This is a genomic window from Mesorhizobium sp. P2_A8 (assembly GCF_056404935.1).
Genome location: NZ_JBFUDB010000004.1, coordinates 229,002 through 246,148, shown reverse-complemented (window position 1 = coordinate 246,148; position 17,147 = coordinate 229,002). Strand labels below are relative to the sequence as shown.

Annotated in this window: 16 protein-coding genes; 7 read left to right on the top strand and 9 right to left on the bottom strand. The window is 63.8% G+C overall.

The window, feature by feature from the left end; translation table 11 throughout:
- Positions 1 to 27: 27 nt before the first annotated feature.
- The 4 genes from AC1D10_RS13660 to AC1D10_RS13645 all read left to right on the top strand — a co-directional run bounded on the left by AC1D10_RS13660 (position 28) and on the right by AC1D10_RS13645 (position 2,987).
- On the top strand, positions 28 to 1,581 hold the full coding sequence (locus AC1D10_RS13660; RefSeq protein ID WP_477272491.1) for an alpha/beta fold hydrolase: 1,554 nt from the start codon (positions 28 to 30) through the stop codon (positions 1,579 to 1,581).
- Between the two features lie 109 nt (positions 1,582 to 1,690).
- The gene (locus tag AC1D10_RS13655; protein WP_477272489.1) at positions 1,691 to 2,170 is read left to right on the top strand and encodes a carboxymuconolactone decarboxylase family protein; all 480 of its coding nucleotides are present in this window, start codon (positions 1,691 to 1,693) and stop codon (positions 2,168 to 2,170) included.
- An 84-nt stretch (positions 2,171 to 2,254) separates the two neighbouring features.
- Positions 2,255 to 2,617, top strand: coding sequence for a nuclear transport factor 2 family protein (locus AC1D10_RS13650; protein ID WP_477272487.1), 363 nt, complete (start codon positions 2,255 to 2,257; stop codon positions 2,615 to 2,617).
- Positions 2,618 to 2,672: 55 nt separating this feature from the next.
- A complete protein-coding gene (locus tag AC1D10_RS13645) occupies positions 2,673 to 2,987 on the top strand; it encodes a hypothetical protein (RefSeq protein WP_477272485.1) in 315 nt (104 codons plus the stop codon).
- A 115-nt stretch (positions 2,988 to 3,102) separates the two neighbouring features.
- Here the strand turns inward: AC1D10_RS13645 and AC1D10_RS13640 are convergent, their stop codons facing one another.
- The 7 genes from AC1D10_RS13640 to AC1D10_RS13610 all read right to left on the bottom strand — a co-directional run bounded on the left by AC1D10_RS13640 (position 3,103) and on the right by AC1D10_RS13610 (position 10,701).
- Positions 3,103 to 4,530 (bottom strand): gamma-aminobutyraldehyde dehydrogenase, encoded by a 1,428-nt coding sequence (locus AC1D10_RS13640; RefSeq protein ID WP_477272483.1) that lies wholly within the window; start codon positions 4,528 to 4,530, stop codon positions 3,103 to 3,105.
- Between the two features lie 30 nt (positions 4,531 to 4,560).
- The gene (locus AC1D10_RS13635; protein WP_477272481.1) at positions 4,561 to 5,376 is read right to left on the bottom strand and encodes an ABC transporter permease; all 816 of its coding nucleotides are present in this window, start codon (positions 5,374 to 5,376) and stop codon (positions 4,561 to 4,563) included.
- Positions 5,366 to 6,334, bottom strand: coding sequence for an ABC transporter permease (locus AC1D10_RS13630; RefSeq protein ID WP_477272479.1), 969 nt, complete (start codon positions 6,332 to 6,334; stop codon positions 5,366 to 5,368). The genes AC1D10_RS13635 and AC1D10_RS13630 overlap by 11 nt, the downstream gene beginning before the upstream one ends.
- The gene (locus AC1D10_RS13625) at positions 6,331 to 7,329 is read right to left on the bottom strand and encodes an ABC transporter ATP-binding protein (protein ID WP_477272477.1); all 999 of its coding nucleotides are present in this window, start codon (positions 7,327 to 7,329) and stop codon (positions 6,331 to 6,333) included. Before AC1D10_RS13625 ends, AC1D10_RS13630 begins: the two co-directional genes overlap by 4 nt.
- Before the next feature lie 201 nt (positions 7,330 to 7,530).
- Positions 7,531 to 8,685: an ABC transporter substrate-binding protein gene (locus AC1D10_RS13620; protein WP_477272475.1), complete on the bottom strand. Its 1,155-nt coding sequence runs from the start codon at positions 8,683 to 8,685 to the stop codon at positions 7,531 to 7,533.
- A gap of 220 nt (positions 8,686 to 8,905) precedes the next feature.
- The gene (locus AC1D10_RS13615) at positions 8,906 to 9,817 is read right to left on the bottom strand and encodes a LysR family transcriptional regulator (RefSeq protein WP_477272473.1); all 912 of its coding nucleotides are present in this window, start codon (positions 9,815 to 9,817) and stop codon (positions 8,906 to 8,908) included.
- A 107-nt stretch (positions 9,818 to 9,924) separates the two neighbouring features.
- Positions 9,925 to 10,701 carry a DeoR/GlpR family DNA-binding transcription regulator gene (locus AC1D10_RS13610; RefSeq protein ID WP_477272471.1) on the bottom strand — a complete coding sequence of 259 codons (777 nt, stop codon included), beginning with the start codon at positions 10,699 to 10,701 and terminating at the stop codon, positions 9,925 to 9,927.
- Positions 10,702 to 11,112: 411 nt separating this feature from the next.
- On the opposite strand from AC1D10_RS13610, the gene AC1D10_RS13605 reads away from it, so the two are divergent.
- Together AC1D10_RS13605 and AC1D10_RS13600 are read left to right on the top strand one after the other, a co-directional pair.
- Positions 11,113 to 12,000, top strand: coding sequence for a phosphotransferase (locus AC1D10_RS13605; protein ID WP_477272469.1), 888 nt, complete (start codon positions 11,113 to 11,115; stop codon positions 11,998 to 12,000).
- A complete protein-coding gene (locus AC1D10_RS13600; protein ID WP_477272467.1) occupies positions 11,997 to 14,438 on the top strand; it encodes a GcvT family protein in 2,442 nt (813 codons plus the stop codon). Before AC1D10_RS13605 ends, AC1D10_RS13600 begins: the two co-directional genes overlap by 4 nt.
- A 1-nt stretch (position 14,439) precedes the next feature.
- Here the strand turns inward: AC1D10_RS13600 and AC1D10_RS13595 are convergent, their stop codons facing one another.
- A complete protein-coding gene (locus tag AC1D10_RS13595; RefSeq protein ID WP_477272465.1) occupies positions 14,440 to 15,072 on the bottom strand; it encodes a class I SAM-dependent DNA methyltransferase in 633 nt (210 codons plus the stop codon).
- 101 nt (positions 15,073 to 15,173) lie between these two features.
- Between AC1D10_RS13595 and AC1D10_RS13590 the strand changes: the two genes are divergently transcribed.
- Complete coding sequence (locus tag AC1D10_RS13590; RefSeq protein ID WP_477272463.1) at positions 15,174 to 16,076, top strand: phosphotransferase; 903 nt, start codon at positions 15,174 to 15,176, stop codon at positions 16,074 to 16,076.
- A gap of 36 nt (positions 16,077 to 16,112) precedes the next feature.
- Here the strand turns inward: AC1D10_RS13590 and AC1D10_RS13585 are convergent, their stop codons facing one another.
- Positions 16,113 to 17,036, bottom strand: a complete 924-nt coding sequence (locus AC1D10_RS13585; RefSeq protein WP_379101577.1) for a DMT family transporter — start codon at positions 17,034 to 17,036, stop codon at positions 16,113 to 16,115.
- Positions 17,037 to 17,147: the final 111 nt, after the last annotated feature.

The window sequence follows — 17,147 nt, the reverse complement described above, 5'->3', positions numbered from 1 at the left end:
AAATCGTCAGGCCGGGGCGGAAACCTCGTGAGGCCGATCGAGACCCGATATGCCCGTAGCGGCGATGTGCGGATCGCCTATCAGGTGGTCGGGCAGGGATCGCTCGACCTCGTCTTCGTGCCGGGCTTCATTTCCAATCTCGATCTGCACTGGGAAGACCAGGGCTACAGCCGGCTGCTGAAGCGGCTTTCGGCGTTCTCGCGGCTGATCCTGTTTGACAAGCGTGGCACGGGTCTGTCCGACCGTGTCGACGCCCACCACCTGCCCAGCCTCGAAACGCGCATGGACGATGTGCGTGCGGTGATGGACGCCGCCGGCAGCGGCCGCGCGGCACTGCTTGGCGCCTCGGAAGGCGCGCCTATGGCGATGCTGTTCGCCGCCACCTATCCGGAACGGACGCGGGCGCTGGCGCTCTATGGCGGCTATGCGCGTTTCCACAAATGGGTAATGTCGCCCGAGCGCCTCGACGCCTTCATCGAGATGGCCGAGACGGCCTGGGGTACCGGTGCGACCCTGCCTCATTTCGCGCCGAGCCGGGTCGACGACGCACATTTTGCCCAGTGGTGGGCTCGTTTTGAACGATTGTCGGCGAGCCCGACGGCGGCGGCGGCACTGGCGCGCATGAACGCCGGGATCGATGTGCGCGGCGTGCTGGCCGCGATCAGCGCACCGACGCTGCTCATTCATCGCCACGGCGACGTACGGGTCGACCCGGACGCCAGCCGCTTCCTGGCCAGGAAGATTCCCAATTCACGACTGGTCGAGATTCCCGGGCGCGACCACCCGATCTGGACTGGCGACGTCGACCGGGTGGCCGACCTGATCGAGGAATTCCTGACAGGCGAGCGTGCCGTGGCCGAGGTGGACCGCGTGCTGGCGGCACTCCTGGCGACACGCATCTACGACACGGCGCGGATGGGCGACCGCATGTGGAGCGAACGCAGCCAGCGCTTCCAGGAAACCTGGCGGCTGCTGGTCGGCCGCCATGGCGGCCGCGCGGTGGGTACGCATGGCGAGATGATGATCTCGCGCTTCGATGGGCCTGCGCGCGCCATACGCTGCGCGGCCGCGCTGCGCGAGGCGGCACAAGGCATTGGCGTGGCCAGCGCGCAGGGCGCGCATGTCGGCGAGATCGAACTGCGTGGGCCGCCAGTGGGGCTGACGACGCGGGTGACGATGCAGCTTGCCGCGCACGCCAGCCGCGGCGACATAATCGCTTCGCGGCTGGTGGCGGATCTCGCAACCGGCTCGGGCCTGCATTTCACCGACGCCGGCCGGGTCACGCTGGACGAGATGGACGAGCCGCTGGCGCTGGTGCGGGCGATGTCCGAACAGCATCTGGAGCCCGACTGCCGCGCCAGGACCCGAACGACCGAACCGGCCGTGCTGACGGCACGCGAAAGCGAAGTGGTGGGCCTGATTGCAGACGGCAAGAGCAATGCCGCGATTGCCGCCGAGCTCAGGCTGAGCGAGCACACGGTCAAGCGTCACGTCGCCAACATATTGCTCAAGCTCGACCTGCCTTCGCGAGCGGCGGCGGCGGCATTTTCCGCCCGGCACACTGGCCCGGACGGGCCATGAGAGCCATGGCGCTTTCGGGCGAAGCGGCGCGAGACATGCAGACGCTATCATTTCTCTCCATGCAGGCCGGGCGGATGCCGCCGGGAAAGGCGCTGCGAAGGAGGATGAAATGCTGAAGTCAAACCGCACACTCAAATCGCTGGTGATTGCGGCAGGCGCTGGAGCGTTGTTCGCTATCGCACCCGCAAAGGCCGAGGATGCGTCGGCAGCGGCGGCCTACAAGGACATCCAGGCAACGCTCGGCTCGGTGCCGGACATGTTCAAGACGTTGCCCGACGTGGCCGTCGCCGGCGCCTGGGCCGAGATCAAGGGCGTCCAGCTCAACCCGAAGACCGCGCTCGACGGCAAGACCAAGGAACTGTTGGGGCTCGCCGTCGCGGCACAGATCCCATGTCAATATTGCATCTATTTCCATACGGAGGCGGCCAGGCTCAACGGCGCCAGCGACGAGGAGATCAAGGAGGCGGTGGCGATGGCCGCGATCGTGCGCCACTGGTCGACGATGCTCAATGGTAGCCAAGTGGATCTCGCGACCTTCAAGAAGCAGACCGACGACGTGTTCGCGGCCGTCAAGGCGAAGTCGCAGTGAAGAAATCCCTGCGCGGCGATGAGCGCCGTGCAGCGCTTCTGACTATCAACCGCCCGATCGCGAGACGGGCATATGGAGGATAAAATGCTGACCAAGACACAGACCGTGGACGGCGCGGCGATCAAGAAGGCAATCGAAGGCCGTGATGGAAAGATGCTGTCGAGCTTCTATGCCGACGACGCTCTGGTGCGGGTGATCGACCGCAACAACCCACCGAGCAAGCCGCGCGAAATCCGCGGCCGCGCAGCGATCGCCACCTTCTGGGACGACATCTGCAGCCGGGCGATGACCCACAAGGTCGACACAACGATCGCTGATGGCGACAGCCTCGCCTTCACCCAGGCCTGCGCCTATCCGGACGGCACGAAAGTATTCGCCGCGGCGATGCTGGAGCTGAAGAACGGGCGGATCGCACGGCAGACCGTCGTGCAGGCCTGGGACGAATAGGTCAACCGCCGATAAATCAACTGTGGCTTGGGCCGCAAACCTGGAGGAGAAGAAGATGTTCAGCGCCAGATGGCAGATCGACGCCAAGTTCGGGCACAAGCAGACCGTGCTCGAACTGATGAAGAAATGGGAACGCGAGATCGGCTCGCAAGTCGGCATCGCCGACTTGGAATTCCAGATCATGACCGGATCGATCGGCGCGCGGGAGGCGACGGTCGAATCCCATCACAAGGTCGAAAGCCTGGCCCAGTTAGAGGCGTTCTTCGCCAAGATCGGCAAGATCGACGCGCACGCCAAATGGGGCAAGGACATGGAACCGTATGTCGTGTCAGGCACCAGCCTGTGGAACATCTACCGCATCGTGGAGTAGTGGTCTTCTCCCCGGCAGGCATATGAGGGGCGAAGCCAGCTTTGGAAGCGTCGCACTGCCCCTCATCCGGCCCTTCGGGCCACCATCTGCCCGTTCACGGGCAGATGGGAAGGCGCTACCCATGCGCCACCATCACATGGCGCACGGCGGTGTAGTCTTCCAGCGCGTAGAGCGACATGTCCTTGCCGTAACCGGACTGCTTCAACCCGCCATGCGGCATCTCGTTGGTCAGCATGAAATGGGTGTTGATCCAGGTGCAGCCATATTGCAGGCGGGCGGCCGTCGCCATGGCGCGCGACACGTCCTTGGTCCACACCGATGACGCCAGGCCATAATCGCTGTCGTTGGCCCAGTTCACCGCCTCGTCGACCTCGGAAAAACGGGTGACGGAGACGACCGGGCCGAACACTTCGCGGCGCACGATCTCGTCTTCCTGCAGCGCACCGGCAACGACGGTCGGCTGGTAGTAGAAACCCGAGCCCTCACCCGGCTTGCCGCCGGTGGTGATCTCGATGTGCTTCAGTTCCGAGGCGCGCTCGACGAAGCTCGAGACACGGTCGCGCTGGCGGCGCGAGATCAGCGGCCCGATCTCGTTTTCGGTGTCGTCGGGGCGATTGTACTTGATGGTCGAGACAGCCGAGGAGAGATCGGCGACGAGCTTGTCGTAGATCTTCTTGCCGGCATAGATGCGGCAGGCGGCGGTGCAGTCCTGGCCGGCATTGTAGTAGCCGAAGGCGCGCAAGCCGTTGACCACCGCGCCGAGGTCGGCGTCGTCGAAAACGATGACCGGCGCCTTGCCGCCGAGTTCGAGATGCGTGCGCTTGACCGACTTGGCGGCTGCCTGCAGCACCTTCTTGCCGGTGGCGACGTCACCGGTGATCGAGATCATGTTGACCTTGGGATGGTTGATCAGCGTGTTGCCGACACTGTCACCTCTGCCGAGCATGACGTTGACCACGCCTTCGGGCAGGATTTCGGCTAGAATCCTGGCAAGCTTCAGCGCCGTCAGCGGTGTCTGCTCCGACGGCTTGAAGACCACGGTGTTGCCGCCAGCGATCGCCGGTGCCAGCTTCCAGGCCATCATCATCAGCGGATAGTTCCACGGCGCGATCGAGGCGACGATGCCGATGGCGTCGCGGCGCACCATCGAGGTGTGGCCGGGCAGATATTCGCCGGCAACCACGCCCGGCATGGAGCGGACCGCACCGGCAAAGAAGCGGTAGCAATCGACGATCGCCGGAATCTCGTCATTGAGCACCGCATTGATCGGCTTGCCGCAGTTGAGCGCCTCGAGCGTAGCGAATTCTTGTGCCTCGGCCTCGATGCGGTCGGCGATCTTCAGGAGATACCCAGAGCGCTGCGCAGGCGTGGTGCGCGACCAGGTGACGAACGCTTTCTCGGCCGCAAGCACCGCCGCCTCGATCTGCGCCGGACTGGCTTCGGGCAGGTTGAGGATGGTCGCCCCGGTCTTCGGATTGAGGATCGGCTCCTCGGTTTCGGTGCCCTTCTCGAACTTCGAGCCGATCAGCATCTGGGTGTCCATGGACATCTCTCCCTTATGAACTCTTGAATTTTATTTGCCCGAACCGGCGATCTGGTCGCCATCGCGGGTCAGGTAGTAGGCAGCGAGGATCGGCAGCAGCGTCACCAGCACAACGACCATCGCGACGACATTGGTGACCGGGCGCTGGCGCGGCCGGATCAGCTCTTCCAGCATCCAGATCGGCAGCGTCTGCTGCTGGCCGGCGGTAAAGGTGGTGACGATGACCTCATCGAACGACAGCGCGAAGGCCAGCATGCCGCCGGCAAGCAGTGCGGTGGCGATGTTGGGCAGCACGACATGGCGGAAGGTCTGGAAACCGTCAGCGCCGAGGTCCATCGACGCCTCGATCATCGAACCCGAGGTGCGGCGGAAGCGGGCGACGGCGTTGTTGTAGACGACGACGACGCAGAAGGTGGCGTGACCGAGCACGATCGTCCAGAACGAGAACGGGATGTCGGCCAGCGAAAAGGCCGAGCGCAGTGCAATGCCTGTGATGATGCCAGGCAGCGCGATCGGCAGGATGACCAGCAGCGAGATGGTTTCGCGGCCGAAGAATTTGGTCCGCGACACCGCCGCCGAACAGAGCGTGCCGAGGATCAGCGCGATTGCCGTCGAGATCGCGGCAACCCTGACCGACAGCGACAGCGCCTGCCAGACATCCGGCCGGTTCCAGGTAACGGCGAACCACTGCGTCGTCAGCCCGGGCGGCGGCCAGACGAAGCTCTTTTCCTCCGTCGTGAAGGCGTAGACGAAGATCAGCACGATCGGCAGATGCAGGAACAGCAGCCCGCAGGCAGAGGCGACCTTCAAGCCGAGCGGGGCGGACCGGGAACCATCAGAGCGCATCGAAAGCCCCCATGCGCTTGGCACCCCAGAGATAGAACCCCATAATGACGATCGGTACGACGGTGAAGGCGGCGGCGAGCGGGATGTTGCCGGCGGTGCCTTGCTGCGAATAGACCGCCTGGCCAATAAACAGGCGCGAGGTGCCGATGATCTGCGGAATGATGTAGTCACCGAGCGTCAGCGAGAACGTGAAGATCGAACCGGCGACGATGCCCGGCAGCGCCAGCGGGAACAGCACGTTGCGAAAAGTCTGCCCCGGCGAAGCCCCCAGATCGGACGAGGCCTCGACCAGATTGCCGGGCACGCGCTCGAGGGCCGCCTGTACAGGCAGGATCATGAACGGCAGCCAGACATAGACGAAGACGATGAAGGTGCCGGTGAACGACACCGACAGCGAGTTGCCGCCGACGACCGGCAGCGACAGCCAGGCGTCTATCAGCCATTGCAGATGCAGCTTGCCGAACAGCCAGGTGAGGATGCCCTCCTTCGCCAGGATCAGCTTCCAGGCGTAGATCTTGACCAGATAACTCGACCACAGCGGCAGCATGATGCCGAGATAGAACAGCGCCTTCCAGCGGCCGCGCGCATAGCGCGCTGCGTAGTAGGCGATCGGAAAGGCGATGATCGCCGAGGCCAAAGTGACGAGGCCCGCCATCGTCACCGTGCGCAGGATGATGTCAAGATTGGCCGCCTGGAACAGGTCGCCGTAGGTCTTCAGCGTGAACTCACGGTTGATCAGCCCGGAGTACTCGTCGATGGAAAAAAAGCTCTGCGCCAGCAGCGCGAACAGCGAGCCGATATAGACGATGCCGAGCCACAACACCGGCGGCAGCAGCATCAGCAACAGCAACACCTTTGGTCTGCGCCAAAACAGATCCGACAGCGCACCGCGCAGGCCGCCGCTGCCCGGCAGAATGGCGGGCGCCGTGGCGCGTGGCATGGCGGCGTCGAGGCTCATGCCGGCTCGTCCATCAGATGCAGGTGCTCGCGGTTGAAGGTGAGCACGACCGCCTCGCCTTCCCCAGGCAGGGCAGTGCCGGCCGGCACGATGGCGTGCAGCTTCAACCCGTCGGCATCGAGCGCCAGTCTTGTCGTGGCGCCGAGATAGTTGGTCGAGAGGAGGCGGGCGGAAACGCCTTCGCCACTTGCCGCGCGACCGACGCGAATGGATTCAGGGCGCAGACTGCCCCAGCGATGCTGGCCGGAATAGCGCTGAACGAAATCCGGCGGCAGCACGTTGGAGGAACCGACGAAATCGGCGACGAAGCGGGTCTTCGGCCGCTGGTAGATATCCTCCGGCGTGCCGATCTGCATGATCTTGCCGTCGTTGAAGACGGCGACGCGGTCGGCCATCGACAGCGCCTCGCCCTGGTCGTGGGTGACGAACACGAAGGTGATGCCGAGCGCCTTCTGTAGCGACTTCAGCTCCTCCTGCATGTTCTCGCGCAGTTTCAGATCGAGGGCGCCGAGCGGTTCGTCGAGCAGCAGCACCTTGGGCTGGTTGACCAGCGCGCGGGCGAGCGCGACGCGCTGGCGCTGGCCGCCGGAAAGCTGGCCGGGGCGGCGGGCGCCATAGCCGGGCAGCCGCACCAGCGAGAGCGCCTCTTCCGCCGCCTTGTGCCGTTCGGCCTTGCCGACGCCCTTGACCATCAGCCCGTAGGCGACGTTGTCGAGCACATTCAGGTGCGGGAACAGCGCATAGTCCTGGAACACAGTGTTGACGTTGCGGCGATAGGGCGGCACGCCCTCGGCGCGTTCGCCGAAGATCGCGATCGAGCCCGAGGTCGGCTGCTCGAAACCGGCGATGAGGCGCAGGCACGTGGTCTTGCCGGAACCCGACGGCCCGAGCATGGCGAAGAACTCGCCCGGCACGATTTCGAGATCGACCGCGTCGACGGCGCGAACGCTGCCGAAATGGCGCGAAACTTGTCGGAAGGAGACTGCTGATGTCATGGGCTGTCAGTCTTTTGCCGGTTCAGTTCTGTCGATCACCCTCGCCTGCAAATCAGGACTGGGATGATGAGTTCGCGCGCCAGCTCACCTCCCCCTCGGTGGGGGAGGTCGTGGCGAAGCCGCAGGTGAGGGTGATCGCAAAAGCTACCCTCACCCCGACGCTGCGCGTCAACCCTCCCCACAAGGGGGAGGTAAGGGCACTCACCGACCGCCGATGACGCCGATATAGTCCGACACCCAGCGGTAATAGGGCACGCACTGGTCGTTCTGGGTGGCGCATTTCGACACCGGCGTCTTCCAGAACTTGATCTTCTCGAAATTGTCGTAGCCGTTGGTCTTGCAGCCTTCGTCGGTCAACAGCTCGTTGCCCTTGCAGGCGGCGGGCACGACCGGCAGCGAACCGAACCAGGCCGAGACATCGCCCTGCACTTTCGGCGACAGCGAGTGCTCCAGCCACATGTAGGCGCAGTTCGGATTGGCGGAGTCGGCCTCCATCATGGTGGTGTCGGCCCAACCGGTGACGCCTTCTTCCGGCACGGTCGACGCGACCGGTTTCTTGGCGGCGACAAGCGCATTGACCTGATACGGCCAGGAGCCCGAGGCGACGACGCCCTCGTTCTGGAAATCATCGACCTGGATGGCGGCATCGTGCCAGTAGCGGCCGACCAGGGTGCGCTGGACGCGCAGCAGGTCGAGCGCGGCCTTGTACTGGTCCTCGTTCAGTTCATAGGGATCCTTGATGCCGAGTTCCGGCTTGTGGAACATCAGATAGTTGGCAGCGTCGGCGACGTGGATCGGGCCGTCATAGGCCTGGACGCGGCCCTTGTTGGACTTGCCGTCCGGCAGGTTCATTTCCTCGAAGACCACGTTCCAGCTCTTCGGCGCTTCCTTGAACACCTCGGTGTTGTACATCAGGATGTTCGGACCCCACTGATAGGGAACGCCGTAGTGGACGCCGCCGACGGTGAACCACGGGGCGTCCTTCAGGCGGTCGTCGACCGTCTTCCAGCTCGGGATGAGATCGGTGTTGATCGGCTGCACGCGCTTGCCGGCAACGAGGCGCAGCGACGCGTCGCCCGAAGCGGTGACGAGGTCGAAGCCGCCCTCGTTCATCAGCGAGACCATCTCGTCGGAGGTGTTGGCGGTCTTGACGTTGACCTTGCAGCCGGTCTCCTTCTCGAAGGAAGTCACCCAGTCATAGCCCTTGTCGGTTTCGCCGCGTTCGATGTAGCCCGGCCAGGCAACGATGTTGACCTGGCCTTCGCCCTTGCCAAGCTCCTTGACCTGGGCGACGGCCTGGCCGGAGAAGGTCAGCGCGACCGTCAAAGCTGTGCATGACTTCAGGAATGAATTCATCATCGATCTCCCATTTTGGCGCCTGACCCCGAAAGCCGGTTTCGGTCTTCGCTAGGGGTCACGCGCGGACTGAAAAACTGTCAGTTCGTCCGTTGGACGCATGTCGCTCTGCTGGCGACTTTGGTCCCTGAACCTGAAGGTGCTTTGAAAATTCCGGTTTCGCAAATTCATTTATCAGAAAGGCGATATCGGTTTTTCCGATAGATCGCCGGCTGACCCATCAGGGCCGCTGACGGACCGTCCGTTGCGACTGGGCAAGGCCGATGAAATCACGTGACGCCTGCGGCAGGCCGGAGCCGCGCCGCCACACCATTCCGACCTGGACCACCGGCAAGGAGCCGGAAATATCGCGCGATTCGATGCGGTCGCCTTCCAGCGACCAGGGCCGGTAGACGAGGTCGGGCAGCAACGCCACGCCGGCGCCGGTGGCGACGAGACTGCGCACCGCTTCCACGGAACGGGTGCGGAAGGCGACATGCGGCCTGGCGCCGATCGCCGCCAGAAGTTTTCCCGTGTTCTCCTCGATCTCGTCGACGGTGAGCATGATCAGCGGCTCGCCGGCGATGTCGCCAATGCCGATGATGTCGGCGCTGGCGAGCGGATGGCCAAGCGGCAGCCACAGGCGATAGGCCGAGACCTCGAGGATTTCCGACTGCAAGGCCGTGCGGTCGCGCAGGTTGGACGTCACCATCACCGCGATGTCGAGCTTGCCGCCGATCAAGAGATGTTCGAGGTAGTCGCCATTGTCCTCGATGGCAGAGACTTCGACGCCGGGATAGGCACGGCGGTAGCGGGCCAGCAGATCCGACAGCACATAGCCGGCGACCAGCGACGTGACGCCGAGTTGCAGCCGACCGCCGACTGCTGCCTGTTCGCCGGAGAAAGAGCGGCGTGCGTCGGAAACGTCGGCAAGGATTTTTGTCGCATGGCGCAGGAACTGGTGGCCCTTGTGGGTGATGTTCAGGCCGCGCGGGTGGCGCTCGAACAATTCGACGCCGAGATCGCTTTCGAGCTCCTTGATCGCTTCGGTGACCGACGACTGCGAGATCGAGAGGTTCTGCGCAGCGCCCGACACCGTGCCTTGCTCGGCCACGGCGATGAAGAACTGCAACTGGCGGATGGTGAAGGCCATGGCCGGACTAAACACCGGCGCGCAAGGGAAGGAAAGCCGACGCCAGAGCTTATTCCGTGACTGGCGACCGGTGCCGCATTTCCGCAAGCGTGAAACGATGAAGCGAACTAGAATCCGGCTTCGCCGCCGGCGATGCTGAGCCGCGCGCCGGCTTGCGCAAGGGCGGCGGCAACGTCGCGCGATGGCGACCGGTCTGTGGCGAGTTCGGAAAAACCGTCGAAGCCGCAGACCTGGACCAGGCCCAGGCGGCCGAACTTGCTGTGATCGGTGATGACGAGCGAACGCTGGCCGCGTGACAGCACCATGCGGGCGAACTCGGCCTCTTCCAGATCGTAGTCCATGACGCCCATCACCGCATCGACGGCGCCGGTGGAAATGATGGCATGGCTGACCGAGAAACGGCTGACGAAGTCTATGGCCGAGGCGCCGAAGGCTGCGCCTGAATCGCTGCGCAATTCGCCGCCGGCCATGTAGACCTTGTTGCCATTGACCGTGGCCAGTGTGCGGGCGATGTCCGACGAGTTGGTGACGACCGTCAGGCGGCGGTGGCCGAGTAGCTCACGGGCGAGGAACGAGGTCGTCGTGCCGGTATCGAGCATGATCGATTCACCGTCGCGAATGGTGGCGGCGACCATGCGGGCAATGACGCGCTTGGCATCGGCATTGTCGCGCATGCGCCGTTCGAACGGCGCTTCGCCGATCATTGACGGCAGGCCGATGGCGCCATGCATCTTGAGGACCGAGCCATCACCGGTGAGCGGCTTGACGTCACGGCGCACGGTCTCGAGTGAAACGCCCAGCCGGTCGGCCAGACTGGCGATGGTGACAGTCCCCTCTTCCTGCAGCAGCCGCAGGATCTCGCCGTGCCGTTTCGAATGGGTCATTTGGTTTCCTCGATTTAGCCCTTTTGACCGATTCTAAGGTAATTCAATTGCTTTTAAAGGAACTGGCCGTGCTTTCGGGCAAAATACCCAAAAAAAGTCACATCTTTTTGTTGACAGCCGAGCAACCTTGGCGTGAAATCAAAATCGCAACAGGGGTTCGGAGCTGCAACGGGAGGGTGATGGCAGAGCCGCAACTCACTGACCAGGCGGTCTGGAACGTGCCTGGTGCAAGGAATTTTCAGATCCGCGGGGGCGGATGGCGGGGTCAAAAACCTGGCCAAGGGGCTCGTCGGTGCGGTGCGGGATACCAATCCTGGCGTCCCGCACCGACGAGATTTTTTGTGTTTCTCCCCGCTGTCGTCGCGCTGTCCTTGGCGCCTTTTCGAAGCCCAGCAGACCAGGAATGATTCCATGACCGCCGAGGATAGCATCCGCGCCCTGCCCTGCTGGACCGGCGGCATCGAGATCGCACCGCTGCCCGGCGGTCTCAGCAATGCCAATTATGTGGTCGAGGACGCGGCCGGAAAGCACGTCGTGCGCTTCGGCAAGGACTATCCGTTCCATCACGTCTTTCGCGAGCGCGAGGTGATGACCGCGCGGGCGGCACATGCCGCCGGTTTCGCGCCAGCCGTCCTCCATGCCGAACCGGGCATCCTGGTGACTGAGTTCCTTGGCGCCAAAACCTATCTCGCCGAGGACGTGCGCGCCAATCTTGGCCGCGTCGCAGCCCTGATGCGCGGCTTCCACCGGGAGATGCCCAATCACGTCTCTGGCGCCGGCTTCATGTTCTGGGTGTTCCATGTCATTCGCGATTATGCGCGCACGCTTGAAGAGGGCGACAGCCGCAAGCGCAGCGAATTGCCCCGCCTGCTGGCGCTGGCCGACGAGTTGGAGCGCGCGCAGAAATTGCTGCCGATCGTCTTTGGTCACAATGATCTATTGCCGGCCAATATTCTCGACGACGGCAGCAGGCTGTGGCTGATCGACTTCGAGTATGCTGGCTTCAACACGGCGATGTTCGACCTCGCCGGCGTCGCCTCGAATGCCGGCATGAGCGACGAGGAATCCTTCGCCTTCCTGACCGCCTATTTCATGAAGGAGCCGGATGGAGCGATCCGCCGCTCGCATGCCGCCATGCAGTGCGCCTCGCTGCTGCGCGAGGCGATGTGGAGCATGGTGTCCGAACTCTACCTCGACGCGCCCGGCATCGACTATGTCGCCTACACCGAGGAAAACCTGACGCGGCTCGATGCGGCGCTGGAAAACTACAGAACAAAATACGGGATACAAAAATCATGACATTGCCCAGCCAGGCCGCCATCGTCGTCATCGGCGGCGGCATCATCGGCTGTTCGACGGCCTATCACCTTGCGCGCGACCATAAGGCCGACGTGGTGCTGCTCGAACAGGGCAAGCTGACCTCGGGCTCGACCTGGCACGCCGCCGGCCTTGTGGGCCAGTTGCGCTCATCCGCCTCGATCACCCGCGTGCTCAAATACTCCGTCGACCTCTACAAGGGGCTGGAGGCCGAAACCGGCCTTGCCACCGGCTGGAAGATGACCGGCTGCCTGCGGCTCGCCACCAATGCCGACCGCTGGACCGAATACAGGAGGCTGGCGACGACGGCAAAAAGCTTCAGCATGGACATGCAATTGCTGTCGGCGGCGGAGGTCAAGGCGATGTGGCCGCTGCTGGAAACCGGCGATCTCGTCGGCGCTTCCTGGCTGCCTACCGATGGCCAGGCGAGCCCTTCGGACATCACGCAGTCGCTGGCCAAGGGTGCGCGCATGCATGGCGCCAAACTGTTCGAGGATGTGCGCGTCACCGGCTTCGAGATGAAGGCTGGCCGCATCACGGTGGTGAAGACCAGCAAGGGCGACATCGCGTGCGACAAGGTGGTCAACTGCGCCGGGCAATGGGCGCGGCAGGTTGGCGCAATGGCGGGCATCAACGTGCCGCTGCAGCCGGTTAAACACCAGTACATCATCACCGAGAAGATCGACGGACTGGCGACCGATGCGCCGACCATCCGCGACCCGGACCGGCGCACCTATTTCAAGGAAGAGGTCGGCGGACTGGTGATGGGCGGCTATGAGCCGAACCCGCAGGCGTGGACGACCGGCGATGTGCCCCACGATTGGGAGTTCCGGCTGTTCGACGACGACTACGACCATTTCGAGCAGCACATGCGCCAAGCGATGGCGCGCGTGCCGGCGCTGGAAACCGTCGGCGTCAAGCAGATGATCAACGGGCCGGAGAGCTTTACGCCGGATGGCAATTTCATCCTTGGCGCAGCACCCGAATGCGCCAACATGTTCGTCGGCGCCGGCTTCAACGCCTTCGGCATCGCGTCGGGTGGCGGCGCCGGCTGGGTGCTGGCGCAGTGGGTGGTCGATGGCGAAGCGCCGCTCGACCTATGGGTCGTCGACATCAGGCGTTTCTCCAACCTGCACCGCGACCGGCAGTGGGTCTGCGACCGCACGCTGGAAGCCTATGGCAAGCACTATACGATCGGCTTCCCGCATGAGGAGTACGCCAGCGGACGACCCCACATCGTCTCGCCACTCTACGATCGGCTGAAACAGCAGCGCGCCGTGTTCGGCTCGAAGCTCGGCTGGGAACGGCCGAACTGGTTCGCGCCAGAAGGCATCGAGCCGCGGGACGTCTATTCGATGGGGCGCCAGAACTGGTTCGCAGCTGTCGGCGACGAGCACCGGCATGTGCGCGAAAAGGTCGGCATCTTCGACCAATCCTCCTTCGCCAAATATGAGCTGAGCGGACCTGACGCGCTGAAGGCGCTGGACTGGATCTGCGCCAACGATGTCAACAAGCCGGTCGGCCGGCTGACCTACACGCAGCTTCTCAACACGCGCGGCGGCATCGAGGCCGATCTGACCGTGGCGCGGCTGGCCGAGGAGATGTTCTACATCGTCACCGGCACCGGGTTCCGCACGCATGACCTGTCTTGGATCGGCGACCATATCGGCAAAGGGCTCAAGGCCACGCTTGTCGATGTCACCGAGGATTTCGGCACGCTGTCGCTGATGGGGCCTAGGGCGCGCGACGTGCTTTCAGCCGTGACCGACGCCGATGTGTCCAATGCCGGCTTCCCGTTCGGCCATGTGCGCGAGATTGTCATCGCCGGCCGCACAGTGCGGGCGCTGCGCGTCACCTATGTCGGCGAACTCGGCTGGGAATTGCATGTGCCGATCGCGGCGACAGGGGAAGTCTTCGATGCACTGATGGCTGCTGGCTACAAGCACAGTATCCGCCCGGTCGGCTATCGCGCCTTGGAATCGCTGCGGCTGGAAAAGGGTTATCGCGCCTGGGGCTCCGACATCACGCCCAACGACACGCCGCAGGAAGCCGGCTTGGGCTGGGCGGTCAAGCTGCGCAAGAACACCGATTTCGTTGGACGGCGTGCGCTTGAGACGATCAGCGGCGCGGCATTGAAGAAGCGCTTTGCCGGCTTCACGGTCGATGATCCGGAGATCGTGCTGCTCGGCCGCGAGACCATCCTGCGCAACGGCGAGCCGGTCGGCTATCTCACCAGCGGCGGCTATGGCTACACGGTGGGCAGCAACATCGGCTACGGCTACGTGCGCAACATCGACGGCGTGAGCGACGATTTTCTCGCCTCGGGCGACTATGAGCTGGTTGTGGCGATGGAGCGGTCGCCGGCCAAGATCCATCTCGAGTCGATGTACGACCCGGCCGCCGCCAAGGTCAAAGCGTAGATCAGGTGACGCGTAAAGCGAGACCGCGGCTGGGCACGGTGTCGGCCTCGCCCGGCATGGAGACGTAAGGACGCGTTTCCTCGACGGACGTGACAAGACCTTGCGCCTCGAGTGCGGCGATGCGCGCGGCAAAACCGGCATCCCACAGCGTGTTCTTGACCGTCAGCACGATGATGCCGCCCGGCCGGCAGATACGGATCAGCTCGTCCAGCCCCTCAGCGCCGACATGGCCGGAGGTGAAGACGCCGGCCGAAATGATGCCGGCATAGGCATCGTCGGCAAAGGGCAACTTGCCGCCGAGCGCCAGGCAATGAAGCGCCGAATAGACCCCTTTGTGGGCCGCCTGGGCGAGCATGCCTTCCGAGATATCTAGCGCCTCGATCTGGGGATAGCCGGCAATGGTCAACCATTCGCCGATGAGCCCGGTGCCCGCGCCAGCATCAAGCAGCGGTGCGGCACCGCGCGGCAGATGGCGAGCCAGCAAGGCAAGGCAGATCGTCGGATGGCGATAACCGGCGGCCGACATATCGGCGTCATAAGTCTGCGCCCAGCGATCATAGAGTGCCGCGACGTCCTCTGGCCGCTTCGCCGCGTAAGCCTCGGCGAGCGGGCCCTGATGTTTCTTGTCCGCCACTTTTGTCCTGTCCACCAATCGGTCTCGTATCGGATGATAGCCAAAGCACGAAAATTGTGGAACCGTCGCTGCGACAAATAACAGCGTGTGGGGACGCAGGTATGGTGACCGACGAGGTGCGTGAAACGCTTTCCGCCATTCCCATGCTGGCCAGCTACACCGGGCCGCTGGAGCGGCTCGGCGGCCTCACCAATCTGGTTTTCAAGGCTGGCGAGTTCTGCCTGCGCATCCCGGGCAAGGGCACCGAGGAATACATCAACCGCGCCAACGAAGCGGTGGCGGCGCGCGAAGCGGCAAAGGCGGGGGTCAGTCCCGAGGTTCTGCATGTCGATCCCGGCTCCGGGATCATGGTGACGCGCTTCATCGTTGGCGCCGAGACGATGTCGCCGGAAAAATTCAAGGTTCGGCCGGGCAGCCCGGCGCGGGCCGGCGAGGCCTTTCGTAAGCTGCACAACTCAGGCGCGGTGTTTCCCTTCCGTTTCGAACTGTTTGCGATGATCGACGATTATCTTAAGGTGCTGTCGACCAAGGATGTCGCCCTGCCGGCCGGCTATCATGACGTGGTGCGCGAAGCCGAGAGCGTGCGGTCGGCGCTTGCCGCCCATCCCCTGCCCCTCGCCGCCTGTCACTGCGATCCGCTGTGCGAAAACTTTCTCGATGCCGGCGACAGGATGTGGATCGTCGACTGGGAATATTCGGGCATGAACGATCCGCTCTGGGACCTTGGCGACCTCAGCGTGGAAGGCAAATTCGACACGGCGCAGGACGAAGAGATGATGCATGCCTATTTCGGCGGCGAGGCGAGGTCGGCGGAGCGCGGCCGCGTCGTCATCTACAAGGCGATGTGCGACCTGCTATGGACGCTGTGGGGGCTGATCCAGCTCGCCAACAACAACCCGGTCGACGATTTCCGCGCCTATGCCGACGGCCGGTTCGTCCGCTGCAAGGCACTGATGGAGACGCCGGAGTTTTCGCGGCATCTGGCGGCGGTACGCCGGGGTTAGGCGCCAGAAACCTGGATCCTACCAGAAACCTGGATCCTAATTGACGCCCTTCGGCACGTTTTCCGGCGGCACCGTGGTGTCGACCACTTTCTGGCGGTGGAAGATGAACAGGCCGGCGAGAACGACGATGCCCGAGCCGATCAGGATGCGCGGGCCTGGAACGTCGCCAAAGAACACCAGTCCGAACACCACCGCCCACAAGAGCAGCGTGTAGTGCAACGGTGCCAGTGTCGAGGCCGGCGCCAGCTTGAGCGCCCTGGTGATCATCAGATGCGCGCCGCAAGAGACGATGCCGAGCAGCAGCATGGCGCCGAAATCGAGCGCCGATGGGGTCTGCCAGGCGCCGATGGTCAGCACACCGCCGACCACCATCGTGCCTATGGTCTGCCAGGTCACCAGATTGGTGTCGCTGGTGCCGCGCAGCCGCCGGTTGAGGATGATGGCGAAGGCGAAGGCAATGCTGCCGGCGAGCGCGAAGCTCGATGACAGCGAGAACGCCGCCGAAGATGGTTTCAGCATGATCACCACGCCGCAGAAGCCGAGCAGGATCGCCACCCAGCGGCGCCAGCCCACCTTTTCGCCAAGCAGCAAATGCGACAGTGCCGCGACATAGATCGGTCCGGCCATGTAGAAGCTCATCACGTCGGCAAGCGGCAGGTAGACGACGGCGGCGTAGAACAACGCGGTGTCGAGCGTGGTCATCACCACGCGCAGCAGCTGCAGTTCGAGGCGTTCCATGCGAAACAGCTTGGCCGTGCCCTGATGAGCGATCATCGGGCCAAGCACGAAAAAGGCGCCGATGGATCGGATCAGCACCACCTGGCCAACGGAGAAGCTGGCGACCAGCCACTTGCCCATCGCGTCGTTCAGGGCAAACAGGAAGTCGCCGGCCAGCATCAGCAGAATGCCGGCCAGAAGCACGTTCCTGATGGTCGAATTCTGCGCCACGGGCTGCGTCATGCCGATCCCGATTCCTCCCTACGTAGCCGCGTCGTAGACGGAAGCGGCTGCTTTGACGAGGAGAAATCCGGGAATCGGCAAGGCCAGAACCGGGGAATCGGCTGGGTCTGG

Coding starts and splice junctions, on each gene's coding strand:
- AC1D10_RS13655 (WP_477272489.1), top strand. CDS start 1,691: ATGCTGAAGTCAAACCGCACACTCAAATCGCTGGTGATTGCGGCAGGC.
- AC1D10_RS13650 (WP_477272487.1), top strand. CDS start 2,255: ATGCTGACCAAGACACAGACCGTGGACGGCGCGGCGATCAAGAAGGCA.
- AC1D10_RS13645 (WP_477272485.1), top strand. CDS start 2,673: ATGTTCAGCGCCAGATGGCAGATCGACGCCAAGTTCGGGCACAAGCAG.
- AC1D10_RS13640 (WP_477272483.1), bottom strand. CDS start 4,530: ATGGACACCCAGATGCTGATCGGCTCGAAGTTCGAGAAGGGCACCGAA.
- AC1D10_RS13635 (WP_477272481.1), bottom strand. CDS start 5,376: ATGCGCTCTGATGGTTCCCGGTCCGCCCCGCTCGGCTTGAAGGTCGCC.
- AC1D10_RS13630 (WP_477272479.1), bottom strand. CDS start 6,334: ATGAGCCTCGACGCCGCCATGCCACGCGCCACGGCGCCCGCCATTCTG.
- AC1D10_RS13625 (WP_477272477.1), bottom strand. CDS start 7,329: ATGACATCAGCAGTCTCCTTCCGACAAGTTTCGCGCCATTTCGGCAGC.
- AC1D10_RS13620 (WP_477272475.1), bottom strand. CDS start 8,685: ATGAATTCATTCCTGAAGTCATGCACAGCTTTGACGGTCGCGCTGACC.
- AC1D10_RS13615 (WP_477272473.1), bottom strand. CDS start 9,817: ATGGCCTTCACCATCCGCCAGTTGCAGTTCTTCATCGCCGTGGCCGAG.
- AC1D10_RS13610 (WP_477272471.1), bottom strand. CDS start 10,701: ATGACCCATTCGAAACGGCACGGCGAGATCCTGCGGCTGCTGCAGGAA.
- AC1D10_RS13605 (WP_477272469.1), top strand. CDS start 11,113: ATGACCGCCGAGGATAGCATCCGCGCCCTGCCCTGCTGGACCGGCGGC.
- AC1D10_RS13600 (WP_477272467.1), top strand. CDS start 11,997: ATGACATTGCCCAGCCAGGCCGCCATCGTCGTCATCGGCGGCGGCATC.
- AC1D10_RS13590 (WP_477272463.1), top strand. CDS start 15,174: ATGGTGACCGACGAGGTGCGTGAAACGCTTTCCGCCATTCCCATGCTG.
- AC1D10_RS13585 (WP_379101577.1), bottom strand. CDS start 17,036: ATGACGCAGCCCGTGGCGCAGAATTCGACCATCAGGAACGTGCTTCTG.